Source organism: Pseudomonas sp. FW305-E2 (assembly GCF_058782925.1).
The window spans coordinates 72,327-95,820 of the sequence record NZ_JBYSYE010000016.1; the positions used below are offsets into that span (position 1 = coordinate 72,327).

Below are 23,494 nucleotides of genomic sequence, written 5' to 3' on the forward strand. Positions count from 1 at the left end.
GACCTGCTGTACAGGGCGGCCAGATTTGCGGCCGCCGGTTACTGGTTGAGGCGTTTGTCGATCAGGCCCTGTACCACGCTTGGGTCGGCCAGGGTCGAGGTATCGCCCAGGTTTTCCAGCTCATTGCAGGCGATTTTGCGCAGTATACGCCGCATGATCTTGCCTGAGCGCGTCTTGGGTAGCGCTGGCGCCCACTGAATCAGCTCAGGCTTGGCGAAGCTGCCGATTTCCTTGCTGACCAGGGCCAGCAGCTCGGCTTTTAGCGTGTCATCTGGTGTCACGCCATTCATGGTCGTGACGAAGGCGTAGACGCCTTGGCCCTTGAGGTCGTGGGGATAACCGACCACCGCGGCTTCGGCCACGCTGTCATGCAGCACAAGTGCGCTTTCCACTTCAGCGGTGCCGATGCGGTGCCCGGATACGTTGATCACATCGTCGATGCGCCCGGTGATCCAGTAGTCGCCATCGGCATCGCGGCGGGCACCGTCGCCTGTGAAGTAGTAGCCGGGCAAGGGCTTGAAGTAGGTGTCGACCATCCGCTGGTGGTCGCCGTAGACACTGCGGATCTGCCCCGGCCAGCTGGCTTTGATCGCCAGCACGCCGGCGCCGGGGCCTTCGATCAGTTTGCCTTTTTCGTCCAGTAGCACCGGCTGCACGCCGAACATTGGCTGGGTAGCGCAGCCGGGTTTGAGTGACTGCGTGCCGGGCAGCGGGGTGAGCATGATGCCGCCGGTTTCGGTCTGCCACCAGGTATCCACAATCGGGCAGCGCTTCTGCCCGACCTCCTCGAAATACCATTCCCAGGCTTCCGGGTTGATCGGCTCGCCGACGCTGCCCAGCAGGCGCAGGCTTTTGCGTGAGGTGCCCTGCAGTGGCGCAGAGCCCTCGCGCATCAGTGCGCGCAGGGCGGTCGGGGCGGTGTAGAAGATGTTCACCTGGTGTTTGTCCACCACCTGCCAGAAGCGCGAGGTATCCGGGTAGTTGGGCACGCCTTCGAACATCAGCGAGATTGCGCCATTGGCCAGCGGGCCGTAGACGATGTAGCTGTGGCCAGTCACCCAGCCGACATCGGCGGTGCACCAGAACACCTCGCCGTCACGATAATCGAACACCACCTTGAAGGTCATCGTTGCCTGCAGCAGGTAGCCGCCGGTGGTATGCAGCACCCCTTTGGGTTTGCCGGTGCTGCCGGAGGTGTAGAGGATGAACAGCGGGTCTTCGGCCTCCATCGGTTCTGGGGGGCAGTCGTCGCCGGCATCCTTCGTCGCTTCGTGATACCAGAGGTCGCGGCCCTCGGTCCACGCAACATCGCCGCCAGTGCGACGCACCACCAATACGCTACTGACCGCAGGGCAGCTGGCCAGGGCCTTGTCGACGTTCTGTTTCAGCGGGATGCGTTTGCCGCCACGCACGCCTTCATCGGCGGTGATCACGGTGCGGCAGTCGGCATCGAGAATACGGTCTCGCAAGGCATCGGGGGAGAAACCGCCGAACACTACCGAGTGGATGGCGCCGATGCGGGTGCAGGCGAGCATGGCGAAGGCGGCCTCGGGAATCATTGGCATGTAGATGCACACCCGGTCGCCTTTCTTCACACCGCGCGCTTTCATTGCGTTGGCCAGGCGGCAGACCTCACGGTGCAGTTCGCGATAGGTGATGGCCTTGGAATCCTTGGGGTCGTCGCCTTCCCACAGCAGGGCCGTTTGCTCGCCGCGCTGGGCCAGATGACGGTCGATGCAGTTGTAGCTGACGTTGAGTTGCGCACCGTCGAACCAGCGGGCCTTGCCGGTATGCAGGTCGCATTGCTGCACGCTTGACCAAGGCTTGATCCAGTCCAGACGTTTGGCCTGTTCGGCCCAGAAGGTGTCTGGGTCTTCGACCGACTGGCGGTAGAGGCGGCGGTAGTCTTCGGGGGTGAGGGCGGCGGACTGGCTGACGGCCAGGGCTTGGGGGTATTTGCGGATATCGAACATGGCGGGTGGTCCTGCTCTTGTAAGGGGCGATGGACTGCAACGGCTATTCGATAGGACAGTGTAGCTGGGAGCGGTGTTCAACCTGGGCCGGCCTCTTCGCGGGTAAACCCGCTCCTACGAGATAACGCGTTGCCTGGTAGGAGCGGGTTTACCCGCGAAGAGGCCGGCACAAGCTTCGGATCAACCGCGGTGACGGCCGCGGAAGTAGTTGATCAGGCCTTGGGTGGAACCGTCTTCGGCGCTGTCTTCCAGGCTGCCGACCAAGCGCTGGTAAACGCCCTTGCCCAGTTCCTTGCCCAGCTCAACGCCCCACTGGTCGAAGGCGTTGATACCCCAGATAACGCTCTGTACGAACACCTTGTGCTCGTACATCGCCACCAACGCGCCCAGGCGGCGCGGGCTGATGCGCTCGACCACCAACGTGTTGCTCGGGCGGTTACCCGGGATTACCTTGTGCGGGGCCAGCTTTTCGATGTCCGCTTCGTTGAGGCCTTTAGCGCGCAATTCGGCTTCGGCCTCCTCGCGGGTTTTGCCCAGCATCAGCGCCTGGCTCTGCGACAGGCAGTTGGCGTACAGCCACTGGTGGTGGTCGGCCACCGGGTTGAAGCTCACCACTGGCACGATGAAGTCGGCCGGAATCAACTGGGTGCCTTGGTGCAGCAACTGGTGGTAGGCATGCTGGCCGTTGCAGCCCACGCCGCCCCAGATTACCGGCCCGGTGTCGGTCTTCACCGGGGTACCGTCTTGCAATACGCTCTTGCCGTTGGATTCCATGTCCAGCTGCTGCAAGTGCTTGGTGATGTTGCGCAGGTAGTGGTCGTACGGCAGGATCGCGTGACTGTTCGCGTCCCAGAAGTTGCCATACCACACGCCCAGCAAGGCCAGTAGCACCGGCATGTTCTTGTCGAACGGTGCGGTCTGGAAGTGCTGGTCCATGGTGTAGGCGCCGGACAGCAGTTCCTTGAAGTTGGCAGTGCCGATGGCCAGGGCGATCGGCAGGCCGATGGCCGACCACAGCGAGTAGCGCCCGCCCACCCAGTCCCACATCGGGAAGATGTTTTCTTCGCGGATACCGAACGCTACAGCAGCGGCCTTGTTGCTGGAAACTGCAATGAAATGGCGGTACAGCTCGGCTTCCGAGCCGCCTTGGGCCAGGTACCAGGTACGCGCGGCCATGGCGTTTTTCAGCGTCTCGAGGGTGTTGAACGACTTCGACGAGACGATGAACAGGGTGGTTTCGGCGCGCAGGTTGGCCGACAGCTCGTGGAACTCGCTGCCGTCGATATTGGCCAGGTAGTGGCAGCGCACGCCGCGCTGGGCATAGGGTAGCAGCGCTTCGGACACCAGCTCGGGGCCCAGGAACGAACCGCCAATGCCAATGTTGACCACGTCGGTGATCGGCTTTTCGCTGTAGCCGCGCCACAGGCCATCGTGAATGCGGCCGACCAGTTCGGTAATCTGGTTGAGCACCTTGTGCACTTCCGGCATGACGTTCACGCCGTTGACGCTGAGTTTGTCACCTACGGGCCGGCGCAAGGCGGTGTGAAGCACCGGGCGGCCTTCGGAGGCGTTGATGATCTCACCGCTGAACATCGACTTGATGGCGTCTTGCAGGCCCACTTCATTGGCCAGGCTGACCAGCAGGTCGCGGCTTTGCTCAGTGATCAGGTTTTTTGAGTAGTCGAGGAACAGGCCGCAAGCGCTAAGGGAAAACTGGTCGAAGCGCTTGGCATCGGCGGCGAAGGCTTCGCGCATGCTAAAGCTTTGCATGGCGTCGCGGTGTTTCTGAAGCGCCTGCCAGGCGGGCAGGGCCGTCACATCGTGGGGTGTACGGTAATACGCCATTGCGCGGGGTTCCCTTGGTGCGTGGTGAGGGCTTGGACACGGCAGTCGTTGCCGGGTTCAGGCTGGCACCATTATAGGCAAAGGCCACGTGCTGGGAATGGGTATGGCAGGGGGATTTTGGTGGGGCATTGCAAGCAAGCCCGCCCCTACAGGTAAACGTGCAGGAGCGGGCTTGCCCGCGAATGGGCTGTAAGGCAGCCCAGGACCGTTATGCGGTCTTCTCTTCCACATGCAGGTAGAGGTTGTCGATCAACCGTGTGTTACCCAGGTAAGCCGCCGCAATCACCACCAGGTCTCGATCATCGATCATTGCCGGGCGCAAGCTTACGGCATGGCGTACTTCCAGGTAATCCGGGCGGAAACCCGCTGCGCTCAGTTGCGCCAGGCCTTCAGCGACCAGCGCGGCAAAATCCCGCTGGCCACGGCCGATGCCCGCTGCAATGTGCTGCAGTGTGCGGTACAGCGCTGGCGCAGCAGTACGCTGCTCTGGCGTGAGGTAGCCATTGCGCGACGACAGCGCCAAGCCGTCTTCGGCACGCACGGTGGGTTCGCCGATGATCTGGATCGGCATGTTCAGGTCGCGCACCATGGCGCGGATCACCGCCAACTGCTGATAGTCCTTCTCGCCGAACACGGCAAGGTCTGGCTGGACCATGTTGAAGAGCTTGTTGACCACGGTGGCCACGCCCTCGAAATGCCCAGGCCGGCTGGCGCCGCACAGGCCTTCGGAAAGCTGGGGCACGCTGACGCGTGTTTGCACGCTCATGCCGTCGGGGTACATCTCTTCCACGGTGGGCGCGAACAGCAGGTTGCAGCCGGCCTGCACCAGGCGCTCCTGGTCGGCTGCCAGGGTGCGTGGGTATTTGTCGAGGTCTTCGTTGGCGCCGAACTGCAGCGGGTTGACGAAGACACTGGCGACCACGAAGTCGGCACGCTGGGCAGCCTTGGTCACCAAGGCTGCATGGCCGCTGTGCAGGTTGCCCATGGTCGGCACGAAACCGATGCGTTTGCCCTCACCGCGCGCGCGGGCCACTGCCGCGCGCAGTTCGCGGACGGTCTTGACTGTATTCATGCACTGAACCCGTGTTCGCTGCCTGGGAAACTGACTTGCTTGACCGCCTCAACGTAAGCGACGAGGGCGCTATGGATATCCGGTTGGCCCTGCATGAAGTTCTTCACGAACTTCGGTACCCGGCCGCTCAGCGACAGGCCGAGCATATCGTGCAGTACCAGTACCTGGCCATCGGTGGCGCTGCCGGCGCCAATGCCGATTACCGGGATGCCAACGGCATTGGTGATTTCCGCTGCCAGCTCGCTGGGTACGCACTCGAGCAGCAGCATGGCCGCACCGGCCTGTTCCAGGGCAATGGCGTCGGCGCGCATCTGCCGGGCCTGGGCCTCCTGGCGGCCCTGCACTTTGTAGCCGCCCAGCACGTTGACGGTTTGCGGGGTCAGGCCCATGTGTGCGCACACTGGCACACCACGCTCGGCCAGCAAGCGGATGGTTTCGGCCAGCCAGGCTGCGCCTTCGATCTTGACCATGTGGGCGCCGGCCTGCATCAGCGTGGCGCTGTTGGCAAAGGCCTGCTCCGGCGTGGCGTGGGCCATGAACGGCAGGTCGGTGAGGATCAGCGCGCCGTCGTTGCCGCGTTTGACGCTGGCGGTGTGGTAGGCCATCTCCGTCGTGGTGACCGGCAAGGTGCTGTCGTGGCCCTGCAGGACCATCCCCAGCGAGTCGCCCACCAGCAACACTTCAACGCCGGCCTGGCTGGCGACCTTGGCAAAGGTCGCGTCGTAGCAGGTCAGCATGGTGATTTTTTCACCCTTGGCCTTGAGGCCGTTAAGGGTGGTAAGGGTTACTTCAGGCATGTAGGAAATTCCTCGTTCAGGCGCTGTAAAAAACGACTGCATTCAACGCGTGTAGTCATCTTCCGGAGCGGCACATCATCGCGCGTGATGTTCGGGCACAGGTCCGTCCGGGCCTAAATACGGGTATGCGGCACTTTGGTGCCACACGGGACGCCTATAGTCGTGAGCGAGGTGGGGGAAGTCAATCACCCTGTTACCGCATTGTTACGATCAGGGTGTTACTGGCGTTACCGAGGTGGTAATGCAGGCTGGAACGCCCGGTCTACAGGCGTTCCAGGCCGACGAATGGGCATTCGTCGAGCAGTTGCGCGAGGGCACGACCATCGGCCAGGCGGAAATCGCCCGGTACCAGCTCGGCCAACGGATACAGCACGAAGGGGCGGGCATGCATGTGGTAATGCGGCACTTTCAGGCGTGGCTGGTCGAGCACCTGGTCACCGAACAGCAAGATGTCCAGGTCCAGCGTACGTGGGCCCCAGCGTTCCTTGCGCACGCGGCCCTGGTCGTTTTCGATGGCCTGCAACGCATCGAGCAATGCCAGTGGCGCCAGGGTGGTGTCCAGGGCGGCGACAGCGTTGGTGTAGCGCGGTTGGCCGGGCAGCAGCGAATCACTGGTGTACAGGGCCGAGGCGGCTACCAGGCGCGTGGCTTCGACCTGGTCCAGCGCCTGCAAGGCGCTACGCAACTGCTCGGCAGGTGCGTCCAGGTTGCTGCCCAGGCCTACGTAGGCGCGAACGGTCACTCGAACGCCTCGTCGCCACTGCGCTTGCGTTTGCTGCCGCTGCGCTTGCGCTTGCGCGGGCCGGCACTGTCGTCACGGCTACCAAGCTCGCGGATCATCTCGCGGCGCTCGCTGTCGTTTGCCTCCTGGTAATCGGTCCACCACTGGCCCAGGTCGTCGGTTTCTTCCCCGGCGCTTTCACGCAGCAGCAGGAAGTCGTAACCGGCGCGGAAACGCGGGTTGTCCAGCAGCATGTCGGCGCGCTTGCCGCTGCGGCGCGGCAGGCGCTCCTGCATGTCCCAGATCTCGCGGATCGGCAGGGTGAAACGCTTGGGGATGGCAATGCGCGCGCACTGCTCGGCGATCAGGTCGTGGGCTGCACCGTTCATGGCCGGGATCGGCGGCACGCCCTGGTTCTGCAGGTGCAGCACACGGGCCGGCAGAGCTGGCCAGAGCAGAGCAGCAAACAGGAAGGCTGGCGTCACCGGCTTGCCCTGCTTCACGCGCAGGTCGGTGTTGTTCAGTGCCTGGCTGATGAGCGTGTGGGTGTAGGTTGGCCGCTCATCCAGCGCGTGGGCACTGGCCGGGAACAGCGGTTCGAACAACTCCAGGTCAACCAGCATTTCGAAGGCGATGGCACCTTGGCCGCTGAGGAACAGCTTGAGGCATTCCTCGAACAGGCGCGCGGGTGGAATTTCGCGCAGCATCGGGGCCAGGCCGCGAATCGGCAGGTAGGTGTGCTTTTCGATGCCAAAGTCGAGCTTGGCAGCAAAGCGCACCGCGCGCAGCATGCGCACCGGGTCTTCCTGGTAGCGGTGGGTCGGGTCCCCGATCAGCCGCAGCAGGCGATTGCGCACGTCGTGCACACCGTTGGCGTAATCGAGAATGCGCTCGCTGACCGGATCGTAGTACAGGGCGTTGATGGTGAAGTCGCGGCGTTGCGCGTCCTCTTCCAGGGTGCCGTACACGTTGTCTCGCAGAATGCGGCCACTGGCGTTATGCGACGAACGGTGGGCATCGCCCTGGTCGTCCTCGGAGTGGTGGGCGCGGAAGGTGGCGACTTCAATGATCTCACGGCCGAAATGCACATGGACCAATTTGAAGCGACGACCAATGATGCGGGCGTTGCGGAACTCGGCACGGACCTGTTCGGGGGTGGCGCTGGTGGCGACGTCGAAGTCCTTCGGCGTGATGCCCAGCATCAGGTCGCGGACACAGCCACCGACCAGGTAAGCCTGGTAGCCGGCGCTTTGCAGGCGCTCCACGATGTTCACCGCATGACGGCTGAACTGGTGGCGCTGCAGCGAGTGCTGGCTCTTGTTGATCACCTCGGGCGTGGTGCGCCTGTGGTGCGGGCCCGGTACGGGCGGGCGGAAAGACTGGAACAGCTTCTTCAGCATGGGATGCACTGTGTGAAGGGATGTTCGGCCAAGAATAGGAGAATGGCCGCATGATGGGCGGGGATTCTAGCATTTACTCGGGGAATGGTGTAGGCGGGTAGCAGGATGCCTGCCAGAAGGGTAGAAACGACAAGGGGAGCCTAAGCTCCCCAAGAAGTCGTTACGTGCTCTTATTGTTTTTTTGCTGGGCTTCTTGTTTTTGTTGAGTGCCCTGTCCACAAATCTCGAAGCTTGTGGACGACCCCCAAACCGGGGGTAAAGAGCAAACGGATTGCTTTGGCCGCTGATGACACGTTGATCTGTTGATCCAACCAGTTCAGGCGCTGCTTTTAGTGCAGTTTTTGTTGTTCTCTGCCTGGTTGTGGGGCAAGCCCCAAACACGCATCCTCTCCAAAAGAATCAGTTAGCTGCGCCTCCGCCATCTTGTTTTTATTGTGCGTGAGCCGTTTCGTCTTGTTCTTATTCTAGATTTCAGTGCTTGTTATTGTTTTTGTACTAAGCATATAGCAGGTGCCGTGCCAACTTTTGGAAACTCAGTAAAATCAAGGGGTTGAGAGGGTTCGACGATTTTCGATAGGTCGAAAATGTCGGGATTTCGTTACCGTACGCCTCGGGAACTGTTACGGCGGAAAGGTTGGGTAACAGATTTTTACGGGAGGTGAGGTGTTACCTGGGGTGTTCGCCGTGACACGTTCAGCGCCTGTGAGGCCGAGCGCCGCCCGCGCGGCGCTTCGCGGCTAAAGCCGCGCCTACATGTGTTCGGGCTAATTTTTTCTGTGGGATTTGAGCGCGAACGCCTTGGCGCATGGCTCGGGATTGCGTCGTACAACAAGGCGGTCGCGCGTGCGTGGCACAGGAGGGACTGGCCCGAAACAAATGTAGGCGCGGCTTTAGCCGCGAAGCGCCGCGCGGGCGGCGCTCGATCTCACCGACGCCGCATAGGCTACGGCGTACGGTGCGCAGGTCGGTTATTCGCTGGTAGCGTTGCTCTTGCGCCGTGGTATGCCCAGGCGTTGGCGGCGTTCCCACAGGCACTTGCGGCTGACGCCGAGCTTGCGTGCCAGTTCGGTCTCGGTCATGTGGTCCTGGTGCTCAAGCACGAAGTGCTGGAAGTAGTCTTCTAGCGACAGGTCTTCGGTCGGCTCGTGGCTGGCATTGCCTGCGTTGGCCACCACCAGGGCATTGTCGAGGATGTCATCCTCTTCCAGGTCGCTGAGCTCGATGTCGATGCCCAGCAGCTCGGCGGAAATTTCTGCGCTCTCGCTGAGAATCACCGCGCGCTCCACGGCGTTTTCCAGTTCTCGCACGTTACCGGGCCAGCTGTAGTGACGAATGGCTTGCTCGGCCTCGGCCGAGAAGTGCAGGTCGTCGCGGCCGATGCGAGCACTTTGGCGGGCGAGGAAGACGCTGGCGATCTCGTTGACGTCGCTGCCACGCTCGCGCAGGGCCGGCAGCTTCAGGGCGATGACGTGCAGTCGGTAATACAAGTCTTCACGGAACTGGCCGGCCTTGGCCAGGTTCTTCAGGTCGCGGTGGGTCGCGGCGATCAGGCGCACATCGACCTTTTGCGACTGCACCGAACCTACCCGGCGTATCTCGCCTTCCTGCAGCACACGCAGCAGGCGAGCCTGGGCTTCCAGCGGCAGTTCGCCAATTTCATCGAGGAACAGCGTACCGCCATCGGCGGCCTCCACCAAGCCGGCGCGCCCGGCGCTGGCGCCGGTGAACGCGCCTTTTTCGTGGCCGAACAGTTCAGATTCGATCAGCGTTTCGGGGATGGCCGCGCAGTTCACCGAGATCATCGGTGCCTTGGCCCGGCGAGACAGGTTGTGCAGGGCGCGGGCCACCAACTCTTTACCGGTGCCGGACTCGCCCTGGATCAGCACATTGGAGTCGGTAGGCGCGACTTTGCGGATCTTGCTGTACATGTCCTGCATGGGCTGGCACGAGCCGATGATGCCGATCTCGCCATTGGCTGTTGCCGCGCTGCCTTTGTCGGACGGCGTAGCCTTGCCATTGCTGGCGCGTGGCTCGGCAGGCGGTGCAGCAGCGGGGGCGTTCTGCCGGTCACGCAGAATACGCGCTACTGCCTGCAGCATCTCGTCGTGGTCGAAGGGCTTGGCGATGTAGTCCACCGCGCCCATTTTCATCGAGTCCACCGCTGAGCGCAGGCTGGCGTAACTGGTCATGATCAGCACCGGGGTGCCTTGGCCGAGCTTGATCAGCTCGGTGCCGGGCGCGCCTGGCAGGCGCAGGTCGCTGACGATGAGGTCGAAAGTGGCAATGCTGAAGCGTTCCTGGGCTTCCTGCACCGAGCCGGCCTCGCTGACCTGGTACTGGTTCCGCTCAAGCAGGCGACGCAGGGCCGAGCGGATGATGGTTTCGTCTTCGACGATCAGAATGTGCGGCATTGATTCAATTCTCTCGACGGTCTCGAATTTCAGGGGACGTCGCTACGACATGCCGGGGCAGGGTCACGCGGATCCGGGTGCCACGTTGCCGTTCGATATCGGCCGGGCTGTCGATGGTGATTTGCCCATAATGCTCTTCCACGATGGAATAGACCAGAGCGAGCCCCAGTCCGGTTCCTTCGCCCGGGTCCTTGGTGGTGAAGAAGGGTTCGAACAGGCGGTCCATGATGTTCTTCGGAATCCCGCTGCCTTCGTCTTCGACGATCAGGTCGACGGTGTGCTCGTTAACCTCGCTGCGCACGCGCACGGCGCTACCGGGCGGCGAGGCATCGCGGGCGTTGGAGAGCAGGTTGATCAGCACCTGGGCCAGGCGCTGCGGGTCACCTTCGGCCCAATGGTCCGGGTCGCAAAGGTTGAAGAACTGTACTTCGAAATTGCGCCGGTTCAACGCCAGCAGACCGATGGCATCTTGTGCCACTTCGGCCAGGCACACCGGTTCCTCGCTGTTCTGGTGGCTGCCGCCAGCATGGGCGAAGCTCATCAGCGACTGGACGATGCGCGATACGCGCTTGGTCTGGTCAAGGATCTGGCTGGACAACTCGATGATTTCACCATCGCCTTCGCGTTCCTCGCGCAGGTTTTGCGCCAGGCAGGCGATGCCGGTGATCGGGTTGCCGATCTCGTGGGCCACGCCGGCGGCCAGTCGGCCGATGCTGGCCAGGCGCTCGGAGTGCACCAGCTTGTCTTCCAGTGCCTGGGTTTCGGTAAGGTCCTCCACCAGCAATACCAGCCCGCTGTTACCGGGTGCCAGTGGCTCGTCGATGGCTGCCTTGTGCAGGTTCAGCCAGCGTGGCTGGCCGTCCAGCGCCAGGCGCTGTTTGTGCAGGTGCTCGTCGGGCACGTTGATGAAGCCTTGCAGCAGGCCGCGCCAAGGCTCGTCGATGGTGACCAGGCGCGAGCCGACCACATGCTTGGCGGCGATGCCGGTGAGCTCTTCCATGGCCTTGTTCCACATCAGGATTTCCTGGTCCTTGGCCAGTGAGCAGACGCCCATGGGCAATTCCTGCAGGGTCTGGCGATGGTAGCGGCGCAAGGCATCGAGTTCGGCGGCCAGCCCGGTCAGGCGCGAGTGGTAGTCTTCCAGGCGGCTTTCGATGAAGTGGATGTCTTCGGTCACGTAGTTTTCGTTGCCGGACTTGTACGGCAGGAAAGTCTCGACCATGTCCTGGGCCACGCTCGGCCCCATCAGGCCGGACAAGTTGGCTTCGATGCGGTCGCGCAGGCGGCGCAGGGCATAGGGGCGGCGTTCGTCGAACGGCAGGTAGAGGTCGCGCAGTGCTTGCTCGACTTCCTTTTGCGCGGCCTTGGCGCCCAGCGGCTTGGCCAGCTGGGTGGCGAATTCCTGCGGCGAGGCGGCGTGCAGCTCGCGGCGCTGCGGACGGCGCACGTTATCCACGGCACAGGCTTCGGCCGCGCTGACCTCTTCGGTGCTGGCGTTGGTGAACAGTGAGATCAGGGTGAACAGCAGCACGTTGGCCGCCAACGAGGCGATGGCTGCCATGTGCCAGCTGGTGTCGTCCAGCACATAGATCATGTCCAGCAGCGGGATGTAGAAACCCTGCAAGTTGCCGAGAAGCGGCAGCAGCATGGTCACCATCCACACCAGAGTGCCGGCCAGCAGCCCGGCGATGAAACCGCGGCGGTTGGCGGTTGGCCAGTAGAGTACCGACAGCACCCCAGGCAGGAACTGCAAGGTGGCGACGAAGGCGACGATGCCCAGGTTGGCCAGGCTCTGGTGGTAGTTCTGGCTCAGGTAGAACATGAAGCCGGCAGTGATGATGGCGACGATCAATGCACGGCGGGTCCACTTCAGCCAACGGTAGATGTTGCCTTCGGCCGGGGGCTGGTAAAGCGGCAGCACCAAGTGGTTCAGGGCCATGCCCGACAGCGCCAGGGTGGTGACGATGATCAGGCCGCTGGCTGCCGACAGGCCGCCAATGTAGGCCAGCAGTGCCAATGCCTGGTTGTTGGCGGCGATGCCCAGGCCCAGGGTGAAGTACTCGGGGTTGGTGCTGGCGCCCAGGCGCAGGCCGGCCCACAGCACCAGCGGCACGGCAAGACTCATCAGCAGCAGGAACAGCGGCAGGCCCCAGCTGGCGCTGACCAGCGAGCGCGGGTTGAGGTTTTCGGTAAAGGCCATGTGGTACATATGCGGCATGACGATGGCCGAGGCGAAGAACACCAGCAGCAGGGTGCGCCATGGGCCTTCCTGCAGGGGGGTGTGCAGGGCGGCAAGGGCGGTCTGGTTCTGCAACAGCCAGACTTCCAGCTCGTGCGGGCCGCCGAATACGCCATACAAGGCATACAGGCCGATACCGCCCAAGGCCAGCAGCTTGATCACCGACTCGAAGGCGATGGCGAAAACCAACCCCTCATGCTTTTCGCGCGTGGCGATGTGCCGCGAGCCGAAGAAGATGGTGAACAGAATGATCAGCGTGCAAAAGGCAAAGGCCACCCGGGCCTTGACCGGTTCACCGGTAAGGATGCTGATCGAGTCGGCCACCGCCTGGATCTGCAGGGCCAGCAACGGGAGCACGCCAATCAGCATGATGATGGTGGTCAAGGCCCCGGCCCAGGTACTGCGGAAGCGGAAGGCCAGCAGGTCGGCCAGGGATGACAGCTGGTAGGTGCGGGTGATCTTGAGGATCGGATAGAGCAGCACCGGCGCCAGCAGGAATGCGCCAGACACCCCCAGGTAACAGGCAAGGAAGCCGTAGCCGTACTGGTAGGCCAGGCCAACCGAGCCATAGAAGGCCCAGGCACTGGCGTAGACGCCCAGCGACAGGGTGTAGGTGAGTGGGTGGCGAATGATCGAACGCGGGATCAGCCCGCGCTCGCTGATCCAGGCCACGCCGAACAGCACCATGAGGTACCCGGCGCTGATCAGGATCATCTGGGTCAGGCTAAAGCTCATCGGCATCTCTTTGGCTCTGCAGGATGAAGGTGACGACGATCAGGATCAGCCAGAGCAGGTAGGGGCGGTACCAGGCTCCGGTCGGTTCGATCCACCAGTCCATGATGGCCGGGGAGAACAGGTAGATCCCCACGACCAGAAGCAGGACCAAACGATAGATGTACATGCTGGCCTCGATGGTTGGGCGCTGCGGGCTTGAACTTATTATTGGCGCAAATGGCAGGGGGGATGCTAGCGGGAATCCACAGCGTTCGCCAAGGGTTTGAATTTATTGGGCTTTTGTTTTTAGGGGGGCTTTACCTGTGCCGGCCCTTTCGCGGGCATGCCCGCTCCCACAGGTAGACCACAGGCCTTGAAGGCGGCGTGGTTCCTGTGGGAGCGGGCGCGCCCGCGAAGAGGCCGGTAAAGTTTCAGCGCAGATCAGCCTCTGGCACCGTGGTCCGCTGCGCGATGGCTTCCGGCCGCCATTGCGTGCGCGCGACTGCCAGCACCTCTGCCGGCGTCGCCAACAGCAGTTCCGGGTCTGTCTCCTGCCCCAGCGCCCGCAATGCCCGCAGCAGCAGGGGGGTAGCATGCTCCGCCTGCAGTGGCGGTGAACGGTACGACTTGCCCAGCTTGTGCCCATCCGGCTGCACGATCAGCGGAATATGCAGGTAACGCGGCTGTGAGAAGCCCAGCAACTCCTGCAGGTACAGCTGGCGCGGGGTGTTGTCGAGCAGGTCGGCACCCCGCACGATGTCGGTAACACCCTGCCAGGCATCGTCCAGCACCACGGCCAGCTGGTAGGCGTACAGCCCGTCACGACGCTGGATGACGAAGTCGCCCACCTCACGCCCCAGGTGTTGCTGGTACTCACCCTGCACTCGGTCGGTAAAGCGGTAGATCAGCTCTGGCACCCGCAAGCGGATTGCCGCCCCTTCACGGGCATGCCCGGCGTTACGGCAAAAGCCCGGGTAGATGCCGTTGTAGCGTTCCAGTTGCTTGCGCGAGCAGGTGCATGCATACGCCAGGCCCATGTTGAACAGGCGGTCTACCACGGCAGCATAGGCATCGTGGCGCTGGCTCTGGAATACCACCTCGCCATCCCAGTGCAGGCCATAACGTTCCAGTGTCTGGAGGATGGCATCGCGGGCGCCGGGCATTTCCCGGGGCGGGTCGGTGTCTTCCATGCGCAGCAGCCAGCGGCCGTTGACGGCGCGGGCATCGAGCCAGGAGGCGAGGGCGGCGACCAGCGAGCCGAAGTGCAGGAAGCCGCTGGGGGTGGGGGCGAAGCGCCCGATGTAGCTGGAGTCGGTCATGGTCAGGCTGGGCATATAAATGAAACGGGGCGCATGATGCGCCCCGTTCAGGTGGAAGAAAGATCAGCCTTTGCCGACCGTTTTTTCCTTTTTCTCGGCAATTTCCTTGCAGTCGAAGCACAGGTCGGCGGTAGGGCGGGCTTCCAGGCGGCGCAAGCCGATCTCGATGCCGCACGACTCGCACCAGCCGTACTCTTCGTCCTGAATCTTCTGCAGGGTTTTATCGATTTTCTTGATCAGCTTGCGCTCGCGGTCGCGGTTGCGCAGTTCGAGGGCAAACTCCTCTTCCTGGGATGCGCGGTCTGCGGGATCTGCGAAGTTGGCTGCTTCTTCTTTCATATGGTCAACGGTCTTGTCGACGCCGACCATCAGCTCTTGCTTCCAGCCAGTGAGGATCTTGGTGAAGTGCTTGCGCATGGGCTCACCCATGTACTCCTCACCCTTGGTCTCCTGATAGGGTGCAACCCCATAAAGATTCTGGTTGGCTTTTTGCTTTTCTAGGGTGGACATGAATAGACCGCCTCTCACTCATCTGATCCAATGCGCAGGATGCTCCATCTCCGGCGACCGCCGGCCCTGCGACTGCGAGCCGCCGAACTTACCAGATAGATCGGGGGTGCGCTACCCCGCCCGATCCTGCTAATTGACACCGGCCTGAGCGGTACGTTCGGTGGTGTGCAGAGGTAGAATCTCCAGTTTAGACCCAATTGAGAGAAGGTCATGGCCCAACCCTACAGTGCGCGCAGCCGCGCCATCGAACCTTTCCACGTCATGGCGCTGCTGGCCCGGGCCAACGAGCTGCAGGCGGCCGGGCACGACGTGATCCACCTGGAAATCGGTGAGCCGGACTTCACCACGGCCGCACCCATCGTCGCGGCCGGCCAGGCCGCGCTGGCCGCCGGGCACACGCGCTACACCGCCGCACGCGGTCTGCCGGCACTGCGTGAGGCAATTGCCGGTTTTTATGGGCAGCGCTATGGCCTGAACATCGACCCGGAACGCATCCTTGTTACCCCAGGTGGCTCCGGCGCGCTGCTGCTGGCCAGCAGCCTGCTGGTGGACCCGGGCAAGCACTGGCTGCTGGCCGATCCGGGTTACCCGTGCAATCGCCACTTCCTGCGCCTGGTCGAGGGCGGGGCCCAATTGGTACCGGTGGGCCCGGACGTGAACTACCAGCTGACTGCCGACCTGGTTGAGCGCTACTGGGACAAGGACACTGTCGGAGCCCTGGTCGCTTCGCCGGCTAACCCGACCGGTACCGTGCTGGGGCGCGAAGCATTGGCCCGCCTGGCCAAAACCACCCATGAGCGGCATGGCCACTTGGTGGTGGACGAGATCTACCACGGCCTCACCTATGGCATGGACGCGCCGAGCGTGCTGGAAGTCGACGACTCGGCATTCGTCCTGAATAGTTTTTCCAAGTATTTCGGCATGACCGGTTGGCGCCTTGGCTGGTTGGTGGCCCCGCCCGGTGCGGTCGCCGACCTGGAGAAACTGGCGCAGAACCTGTACATCAGTGCGCCGAGCATGGCCCAGCATGCCGCGCTGGCCTGTTTCCAGCCCGAGGCGCTGGCCATTTTCGAAGAGCGCCGCGCCGAATTCGCCCGCCGTCGCGACTACCTGCTGCCCGCCCTGCGTGAACTGGGCTTCCGCATCGCCGTCGAGCCGCAAGGCGCGTTCTACCTGTATGCCGATATCAGCGCTTTTGGCGGGGACGCGTTCGCATTCTGCCGACACTTCCTGGAAACCGAGCACGTGGCGTTCACGCCGGGCCTGGACTTCGGTCGCCACCTGGCCGGGCACCATGTGCGCTTCGCTTATACCCAGAGCCTGCCGCGCCTGGAAGAAGCGGTGCAGCGTATTGCCCGTGGCCTGCAGAGCTGGCAAGGCTGATGCGTTTCTCTCCTTCACTCGAGCAGGGCCGCCTGTTGCGTCGCTACAAGCGCTTTCTGGCTGATATCGAACTGGCCAGCGGCGAGCAGATGACTATCCACTGCCCGAATACCGGCTCCATGCTCAACTGCATGCGTGAAGGTGGGCAGGTGTGGTTCAGCCGCTCCAACGACCCCAAGCGCAAGCTGCCAGGGACCTGGGAAATCAGCGAAACCCCCCAGGGGCGGTTGGCCTGCGTGAATACCGGGCGGGCCAATGCGTTGGTCGAAGAGGCCCTGCGCGCCGGCACAATCACTGAACTGGCCGGTTTCACTGCACTCAAGCGTGAAGTGGCCTATGGCGAAGAAGGCAGCCGTATCGACTTTCGCCTGGAGTTCGAGGGTGCCCCGGCCTATGTCGAGGTCAAGAGTGTGACGCTGGGCTACCCCGACACTGCAGTTGCGGCCTTCCCTGATGCGGTGACTCAACGCGGTGCGAAACACCTGCGTGAGCTGGCAAAGCTGGCCCGGCAGGGCGTGCGGGCCGTGCAGCTGTATTGCGTGAACCTGACCGGTATCGACGCTGTGCGCCCGGCTGAAGAAATTGATACAGCCTACGCCCAGGCGCTGCGCGCTGCCGTAGCGGACGGGGTGGAGGTGCTTGCCTATGGCACTCGGCTGGACGCCGAGGGTATCGTCATCGATCGCCGCTTGCCGGTGCTGCTTACCCCATGAACCAGATGCCCTGGCTATCTTCGTGGCAGCCCAGGGGCTGCAGCTGCTCACCCTCACAGGGGCCTGCCACGCATTCGCCGCTTTCTATCAGGAACAGGGCTCCGTGATGGGCGCAGTGGATGAGGCTGGCGCTGTCATCCAGAAACGCGTCCTCTGCCCAGTTCAGCGGGATGTCCCGGTGCGGGCAGCGGTTGCGGTACAGGTACACCTGGCCTTGGCGACGCACGCCGAACAGTTCGAGGCCGTCTACGCTGAAGGCGCGGCTTTGGCCCTCGGCCAGGCCGAGGGATGTACAAAGGAAGTGCATGGCAAGGATGACCCGTGAAACACGTGATGGCTTGACGCTCCAATGCGAATAATTATCAAATTGATCGCATTCGCTGCGCCCGGCTGCCTATGGTGCGCAGTTCCGCTGCTCGCCACAAGGCGTGTAGCCCGCCTTCAGAAGGAACCCGATGATGCGCCGTCCAGCTGCTTTTCTCGCTCTGTGTGCAAGCCTTGTGCTCTCTACCCAAGCCTTGGCAGCCGAGCAGCCGCAACGCTGGGTCAGCGCGGGTGGCGCCTTGAGCGAGTGGATAACCGCATTGGGAGGTGAAGCGCGCCTGGTCGGTGTGGACACTACCAGTCAGCACCCGGCCTCGTTGAAAGCCTTGCCCAGTGTGGGTTATCAGCGGCAACTGTCGGCCGAAGGCATCCTGAGCCTGCGCCCGGATGTGCTGGTGGGCACCGAGGAAATGGGGCCGCCACCGGTACTGGCGCAAATCCGCAAGGCCGGTGTGCGGGTCGAGTTGTTCTCCAGCAAGGCCGAGCTGCCGGCAGTAGATGAAAACCTCAGGCACCTGGGGCAGTTGCTCGGTGCAGAGCAGCAAGCGTCCGCGCTTGCTGCGGACTACCGCCAGCGGCTCGATGCGTTGCAGGCCAACGTCAAGCTGGCCCAGGCCGGGCAGCAGGCTCCCGGGGTGTTGCTGCTGGTCGGCCATGCCGGGGCCAAGCCGCTGATCGCCGGGCAAGGCACTGCCGGTGACTGGCTGCTGAGCCAGGCGGGTGGGCGTAACCTGGCCGCGCACCCTGGCTACAAGAACTTCTCCAACGAAGCCTTGGCGGCGCTTGACCCGGATGTGATCGTGTTTTCCGACCGGGCGCTGGCCGATGAACAGGCCTTGCAGGCGCTGTTGAAAGAAAACCCCGCGCTGGCTGCCTCGCGGGCCGTGCGTGAGAAACGCCTGGTCTCCTTGGACCCGACGCTGCTGGTCGGCGGGCTCGGGCCTCGGCTACCGGCGACCTTGCAGTCGCTGGCAGCCACCTTCTACCCGGCTGCTCAGGCCAGCTTCGCACAATGAAACAGCGGGTCTCGCCACGTACGTTGTTCATTAGCCTGAGCCTGCTGTGCCTGTTGGCAATCTGGCTGTCACTGGCGCTGGGGCCAGTCAGCCTGCCGATGTTCGATACGCTGCGCGCTGGCCTGCGCCTGTTGGGACTGCCCGTTTCCGAAGATGGCCTGCAGCAGGCCGAGATGATCCTTGGTCAGATCCGCCTGCCGCGCACCCTGTTGGGGTTGGCGGTGGGCGCGGTGCTGGCGCTGTCCGGGGTGGGCATGCAGGGGCTGTTCCGCAACCCGCTGGCCGACCCCGGGCTGGTAGGGGTTGCCGCCGGCGCTGCGATGGGGGCAGCGGTTGCCATTGTTGGCGGCGCCTGGTTTGGCGGCATGCCGGATGCTTTCGCGCCTTATCTGCTGTCGTTCTGCGCGTTTGTCGGCGGGCTTGGGGTAACTGCGCTGGTCTACCGCCTGGGGCGCCGCGATGGCCAGACCAACGTCGCCACGATGCTATTGGCTGGCGTGGCCATGACCGCGCTGGGGGGCGCGGCCGTGGGGCTGTTCTCTTACCTGGCCGATGACGCCACCTTGCGCACGCTGACGTTCTGGAACCTTGGCAGCCTCAATGGCGCCAGCTATGAGCGGCTGTGGCCATTGTTGCTGGTGGCGACAGGGGTGGCGGTGTGGCTGCCGCGCCGGGCCAAGGCGCTGAATGCCCTGTTGCTGGGTGAGTCGGAGGCGCGTCACCTGGGCGTTGACGTGGAGCGGCTCAAGCGTGAGCTGGTGTTCTGCACGGCGCTGGGCGTGGGGGCGGCAGTGGCGGCAGCCGGGTTGATCGGCTTCATCGGCCTGGTAGTGCCGCACCTGGTACGTCTGCTGGCCGGGCCTGATCACCGTGTGGTGCTGCCTGCCTCGCTGCTGGCCGGCGGTGTACTGATGTTGTTCGCCGACCTGGCGGCGCGGCTGCTACTGGCGCCTGCCGAGCTGCCGATTGGTATCGTAACGGCCTTCATTGGTGCGCCGTTCTTCCTGTTCCTGCTGATGCGAGGGCGCGGCTGATGTTGCATGTAGAGGGCCTGTACCTGCGCAGGGGCAGCAATGAGGTGCTGCACGACATTCACCTGCAGTTGCCTCCGGGGCAGGTCGTGGGTGTGCTCGGTCCCAACGGTGCCGGCAAGAGCAGCTTGCTGAGTGTGCTGTGCGGTGAACTGGCGCCCGACCGCGGGCGGGTAACGCTGCAGGGCCGCCCGCTGGCCGATTGGGCCGGACAGGAACGGGCAAGGCGCCTGGCAGTGTTGCCGCAGGTGTCCAGCCTGGGTTTCTCGTTTCGGGTGGAGGAAGTGGTAGGCATGGGGCGCATGCCTCATGGCACCGGTCAGCGGCGCGATGCGGAAATTGTCGAAGCGGCGTTGCGGGCGGCAGATGCCTGGCACCTGGTAGAGCGCAGCTACCTGGCGCTTTCCGGTGGCGAGCGGCAACGGGTACACCTGGCCCGCGTGCTGGCGCAACTATGGCCGGGGGAGGAGGGCAGCACGTTGTTGCTCGACGAGCCGACCTCGATGCTCGACCCGCTGCATCAGCACACCACCCTGGAAGCCGTACGCCGCTTCGCCGACTGCGGTGCTGCAGTGTTGGTGATCCTGCATGACCTGAACCTGGCAGCACGTTACTGTGACCGTATCCTGTTGCTGGAACAGGGGCGCTGCCACGCGTTTGCCACGCCCGAAGAGGCACTGACCCCAGCGGCACTGAAGGCGGTGTACGGTATTGACGTGTTGGTGCAGGCGCACCCCGAGCGCGGGCACCCGCTGATCATCACCCGTTGATGTTCTCAACGCGTGCAGGGCCTTTGTGAAAGTGGCCTTGTCTTGCGACCGGCCCGCCCCCGGTGCAGGCCATTGAAAGTGTGGATGACATGGAGTAACTGCCGATGCGACACCCGATGCTGTCCGGTTTCTCGCTGTGCCTGGTACTGGCGATAGGCGGCTGTCAGGCCAGCCTGCCGCCGTTGCCCGCCTGGCAGAGCAGTGAAGGTCGCACGCACGCCGAGCTGGGAAAGATTGTCGACCTGTCCAATGAGCAGGTCATAAGCCCTGAAACGCTGGTGCAGCGCCTGGCTGATGCACCCCGAGTGCTTGTCGGCGAGAAGCATGACAACCCTGACCATCACGCGCTGCAACTGTGGCTGCTGCGCGCTCTTCAAGGCCAGCGCACTCAGGGCAGCCTGTTGCTGGAGATGCTGCAGCCCAGCCAGCAATCGCGGGTGGACAAGCTGGTGGGGCAGCCTTTGCCGGAAGACTTGCCCAAGGCACTGGCCTGGCAGGAGGGCTGGGATTGGCAGTTGTACGGGCCGATTGTCACCGAAGCCTTGCAGCATGGGGTGACGTTGCTGGCCGCCAACCTTTCGCCCGCCGAGATGCGTCAGGCCTATCGACAGCCGGCGCCGGTGCAGGGCGAAAAGTCCAATGCACCCGCGGTAAAGGCTGCCTTGCTGGAACAGGTGCGCGCCGGGCATTGCGGGATGCTGCCGGAAAACCAGTTACCGGCGATGCTGGCCGTTCAGCAGCAGCGCGACCGGCGCATGGCCGAGCGCTTGCAGGCGGCACCGCAACCGGCACTGCTGTTTGCCGGGGCTTACCATGTGCGCAAGGACCTGGGCATACCCTTGCATCTGGCTGACCTGGGCATACCCTTGCATCTGGCTGACCTGGGGGCGACGGGGGAGAGCAAGGTATTGCTGCTTGCTGAGGTGGGCGAGCGAATCGAGCCTGGCGAGGCTGATTATGTGTGGTACACGGCGGCGATGCCGGAGCAGGATTATTGTGCGCAGCTGCGGCGTTGATCCTGAAAAAGCACAGGCAAAAAAAGACCCGGCAAATTGCCGGGTCAATAACCGTGATTAGCCTGATGAGGAGATAATCTGAGAGTCCGAACCAGGGGCTCTTAGCTTATCCAACCAGTCTCGCGACCAGTTGTGATAATCATAACAATTCTCATTTAGCCGTCAATCCCTTTACCCCTATTATTTTGGTTTTTTTTGCGTAGGGTTTTTCGCGTCCAATTGTTGGTTGAGTGCTTCCTTGCGTTCGAGCGGCAAATCGTTCCAGTGCATGTCCAGCAGGGCGCCTTCAATGGCATACAACAGCACCTTCGATGCACGGAACCCTCGTGTCTTCACGGCCTGGTACGCACCCACCGCGCCCAGGCGGCGCAAATCCGATGCACTGTGGATGCCGGCTGCATGCAGCCACTGCGCAGACGTCTTGCCAAGGTTCTTCAGATGCTGCAATTCATCGTTCATCGAGCCTCCTTGCGATGGCTGAACGGGAATGGGGGATAAATCGCGAGCAGGTCTGAGAGGAGTGTAGCGGGCGTTGGGAAATATGCGGCTTTTTGCCATCGGGTGATGAGCGGCCTGTGCCTGCCCCTTCGCGGGCAGGCACGGGAAGATCACGAACTTACAGGCCAGGCAACCGCTGGCGAATCTGCTCGATCACTTGATCCATGCTGCCGGCAGCCTGGGTATCGACGCGGGTGCTGTGCACCAGCTCCTGCGCATCCAGCGCCTCACGGCTGGCCTGCTGGGCCTTGATCACCTCCAGCGTGGCATCCGAGGGGTCGCTGTTTTCAGCCTGGCGCTGCTCCAGCCAACTGGCGATGACCGCCTCTGGCGCGTGGCAGTCGAGGATGAGGAACGGCACGCCGGTCTGGCTGGCAACCTCTGCCGCAGCCTGGCGTTGTTCACGCTTGAGGTAGGTGGCGTCCAGCACCACCGGGAAGCCGGCGCGCAGCACGGTCGCAGCTATCTCGTGCAGGCGCAGATAGGTCGCAGCGCTGGCGTCCTGGTCATAGATGCCTGTGCTCAGTTGGCCGGCGTCGGCCTGCTGTTGTTCGCCGAACAGGCGCTTGCGCTCTACGTCCGAACGCACGCGCACTGCACCCAAGGCCTCGACCAGGCGCATGGCCACGTGACTTTTCCCCACCGCCGAAACACCATGGGTGATGGCCAGCAGGCGCGACGGGATGGCGCTGTAACTTTCGGCCAGGTTGGCGTAGTTGCGGTAGGTGCGCAGGGTGGTGGCACGTTGCACGCCATCGGCGTCGGCCGGCATGCTGAACAGTGCGACCTTGGCCCGCACCAGCGCGCGGTAGGCTTTGTAGAAGTTGAGCAGTTCCAGGCCTTCGTAGTCCCCTGTCAGTTCCAGGTACTGGCTGATGAAGCGTCGGGCCAGGCACTTCAGGCCACGGTCTTCCAGGTCCATGGCCAGGAAGGCGGTGTCGGCGTAGACGTCGGTCAGTCGGAAAGGCTCGTTGAATTCGATGCAATCGAAGATAACCACCTTGCCATCGATCAAGGTGGCGTTGCCCAGGTGAATGTCACCGTGGCACTCACGGATGAAGCCATTGGCCTTGCGCTTTTCCAGCAGCCCTTGCAGGCGCTCGAAGCTGCTGCGGGCCCAGGCCTGCAGGGCGTCAAGTTGCTGCAGATCGGCTTTGTCGCTGAGGAATGGGCGAATTTGCTCGAAGTTCTGCTCCACCGGGGCCATCACGCTCTCTGGCGTGCCCAGCGGGTGCTCCATCGGCACACGCGGAGCCTGAAGGTGAAAATCGGCAATCTGCCGGGCCATCTGGTCGATGTGCGTGGCGTTCAGTTCGCCATTGGCCTGCAGGGTGTTGAGCATCTGCCCTTGGGGGAACTGGCGCATCTTCAGCGCGTACTCGATGGCTACGCCTTCGCCACCGATCTGCGGTGCGTCGACGCTACCGGTGATGGGCAACACTTCCAGGTACAGGCCTTCGGTCAGGCGTTGGTTCAGGCGCAATTCTTCGTTACAGAAATGCTGGCGCTGGTCCAGTCCGGTGAAGTCCAGGAAGCCGAAATTCATCGGTTTCTTGATCTTGTAGGCGTATTCGCCAGTGAGCAGGACCCAGGAGATATGCGTCTCGATGAGCTGAAACCCCTCCACGGGGTGAGGGTACAGGGCAGGGTTCTGCAACGCAGTAATAAGAGCTTGGCTCACGGCAAATCCTTCCGGGGCAAGGGAATTCGAATGCGCCATTATGGTCAATGGTGCCGTCCCT

Annotated in this window: 20 protein-coding genes; 6 read left to right on the forward strand and 14 right to left on the reverse strand. The window is 63.1% G+C overall.

Annotated features, from left to right (window positions below):
• Nucleotides 1-38: 38 nt before the first annotated feature.
• The 11 genes from acs to dksA form a co-directional block, all read right to left on the reverse strand.
• Entirely contained in the window at nt 39-1,973 is a 1,935-nt protein-coding gene (gene acs, locus AC3WLP_RS14490) for an acetate--CoA ligase (protein WP_012053742.1), read from the reverse strand.
• Nucleotides 1,974-2,153: 180 nt separating this feature from the next.
• Entirely contained in the window at nt 2,154-3,818 is a 1,665-nt protein-coding gene (gene pgi, locus AC3WLP_RS14495) for a glucose-6-phosphate isomerase (protein WP_012053741.1), read from the reverse strand.
• Between the two features lie 208 nt (nt 3,819-4,026).
• Nucleotides 4,027-4,890 (reverse strand): pantoate--beta-alanine ligase, encoded by an 864-nt coding sequence (panC, locus tag AC3WLP_RS14500; protein WP_012053740.1) that lies wholly within the window; start codon nt 4,888-4,890, stop codon nt 4,027-4,029.
• On the reverse strand, nt 4,887-5,687 hold the full coding sequence (gene panB / locus AC3WLP_RS14505; protein WP_088513240.1) for a 3-methyl-2-oxobutanoate hydroxymethyltransferase: 801 nt from the start codon (nt 5,685-5,687) through the stop codon (nt 4,887-4,889). Before panB ends, panC begins: the two co-directional genes overlap by 4 nt.
• A gap of 262 nt (nt 5,688-5,949) precedes the next feature.
• On the reverse strand, nt 5,950-6,429 hold the full coding sequence (folK, locus tag AC3WLP_RS14510; protein WP_088513239.1) for a 2-amino-4-hydroxy-6-hydroxymethyldihydropteridine diphosphokinase: 480 nt from the start codon (nt 6,427-6,429) through the stop codon (nt 5,950-5,952).
• The gene (locus AC3WLP_RS14515; RefSeq protein ID WP_003249997.1) at nt 6,426-7,808 is read right to left on the reverse strand and encodes a polynucleotide adenylyltransferase PcnB; all 1,383 of its coding nucleotides are present in this window, start codon (nt 7,806-7,808) and stop codon (nt 6,426-6,428) included. The genes folK and AC3WLP_RS14515 overlap by 4 nt, the downstream gene beginning before the upstream one ends.
• A 968-nt stretch (nt 7,809-8,776) precedes the next feature.
• Nucleotides 8,777-10,219 carry a sigma-54-dependent transcriptional regulator gene (locus AC3WLP_RS14520; RefSeq protein WP_088513238.1) on the reverse strand — a complete coding sequence of 481 codons (1,443 nt, stop codon included), beginning with the start codon at nt 10,217-10,219 and terminating at the stop codon, nt 8,777-8,779.
• Nucleotides 10,220-10,223: 4 nt separating this feature from the next.
• On the reverse strand, nt 10,224-13,199 hold the full coding sequence (locus AC3WLP_RS14525; RefSeq protein ID WP_012053738.1) for a sensor histidine kinase: 2,976 nt from the start codon (nt 13,197-13,199) through the stop codon (nt 10,224-10,226).
• Nucleotides 13,183-13,359, reverse strand: a complete 177-nt coding sequence (locus AC3WLP_RS14530; protein WP_003250005.1) for a hypothetical protein — start codon at nt 13,357-13,359, stop codon at nt 13,183-13,185. The genes AC3WLP_RS14525 and AC3WLP_RS14530 overlap by 17 nt, the downstream gene beginning before the upstream one ends.
• A 244-nt stretch (nt 13,360-13,603) precedes the next feature.
• Nucleotides 13,604-14,491, reverse strand: a complete 888-nt coding sequence (gene gluQRS, locus AC3WLP_RS14535; RefSeq protein ID WP_003250007.1) for a tRNA glutamyl-Q(34) synthetase GluQRS — start codon at nt 14,489-14,491, stop codon at nt 13,604-13,606.
• A gap of 63 nt (nt 14,492-14,554) precedes the next feature.
• Complete coding sequence (gene dksA / locus AC3WLP_RS14540; RefSeq protein ID WP_003250009.1) at nt 14,555-15,001, reverse strand: RNA polymerase-binding protein DksA; 447 nt, start codon at nt 14,999-15,001, stop codon at nt 14,555-14,557.
• 210 nt (nt 15,002-15,211) lie between these two features.
• Between dksA and AC3WLP_RS14545 the strand changes: the two genes are divergently transcribed.
• Nucleotides 15,212-16,384, forward strand: coding sequence for a pyridoxal phosphate-dependent aminotransferase (locus AC3WLP_RS14545; RefSeq protein ID WP_088513237.1), 1,173 nt, complete (start codon nt 15,212-15,214; stop codon nt 16,382-16,384).
• The gene (sfsA, locus tag AC3WLP_RS14550) at nt 16,384-17,097 is read left to right on the forward strand and encodes a DNA/RNA nuclease SfsA (protein WP_004575787.1); all 714 of its coding nucleotides are present in this window, start codon (nt 16,384-16,386) and stop codon (nt 17,095-17,097) included. Before AC3WLP_RS14545 ends, sfsA begins: the two co-directional genes overlap by 1 nt.
• Here sfsA and AC3WLP_RS14555 read toward each other — a convergent pair.
• Nucleotides 17,087-17,404 (reverse strand): Rieske (2Fe-2S) protein, encoded by a 318-nt coding sequence (locus AC3WLP_RS14555; RefSeq protein WP_088513236.1) that lies wholly within the window; start codon nt 17,402-17,404, stop codon nt 17,087-17,089. The genes sfsA and AC3WLP_RS14555 overlap by 11 nt on opposite strands.
• 148 nt (nt 17,405-17,552) lie before the next feature.
• Between AC3WLP_RS14555 and AC3WLP_RS14560 the strand changes: the two genes are divergently transcribed.
• The 4 genes from AC3WLP_RS14560 to AC3WLP_RS14575 all read left to right on the forward strand — a co-directional run bounded on the left by AC3WLP_RS14560 (nt 17,553) and on the right by AC3WLP_RS14575 (nt 21,254).
• The gene (locus AC3WLP_RS14560; protein WP_088513235.1) at nt 17,553-18,437 is read left to right on the forward strand and encodes a heme/hemin ABC transporter substrate-binding protein; all 885 of its coding nucleotides are present in this window, start codon (nt 17,553-17,555) and stop codon (nt 18,435-18,437) included.
• A gap of 50 nt (nt 18,438-18,487) precedes the next feature.
• Nucleotides 18,488-19,471, forward strand: coding sequence for a FecCD family ABC transporter permease (locus AC3WLP_RS14565; RefSeq protein ID WP_178085903.1), 984 nt, complete (start codon nt 18,488-18,490; stop codon nt 19,469-19,471).
• Nucleotides 19,471-20,238, forward strand: a complete 768-nt coding sequence (locus tag AC3WLP_RS14570; RefSeq protein ID WP_003250021.1) for a heme ABC transporter ATP-binding protein — start codon at nt 19,471-19,473, stop codon at nt 20,236-20,238. Before AC3WLP_RS14565 ends, AC3WLP_RS14570 begins: the two co-directional genes overlap by 1 nt.
• Nucleotides 20,239-20,342: 104 nt before the next feature.
• Complete coding sequence (locus tag AC3WLP_RS14575; protein ID WP_088513233.1) at nt 20,343-21,254, forward strand: ChaN family lipoprotein; 912 nt, start codon at nt 20,343-20,345, stop codon at nt 21,252-21,254.
• A gap of 180 nt (nt 21,255-21,434) precedes the next feature.
• On the opposite strand, the gene AC3WLP_RS14580 is transcribed toward AC3WLP_RS14575, so the two are convergent.
• On the reverse strand, nt 21,435-21,713 hold the full coding sequence (locus tag AC3WLP_RS14580; protein WP_010955337.1) for a TfoX/Sxy family protein: 279 nt from the start codon (nt 21,711-21,713) through the stop codon (nt 21,435-21,437).
• Nucleotides 21,714-21,870: 157 nt separating this feature from the next.
• Entirely contained in the window at nt 21,871-23,433 is a 1,563-nt protein-coding gene (locus AC3WLP_RS14585; RefSeq protein WP_017147959.1) for a bifunctional aminoglycoside phosphotransferase/ATP-binding protein, read from the reverse strand.
• Nucleotides 23,434-23,494: the final 61 nt, after the last annotated feature.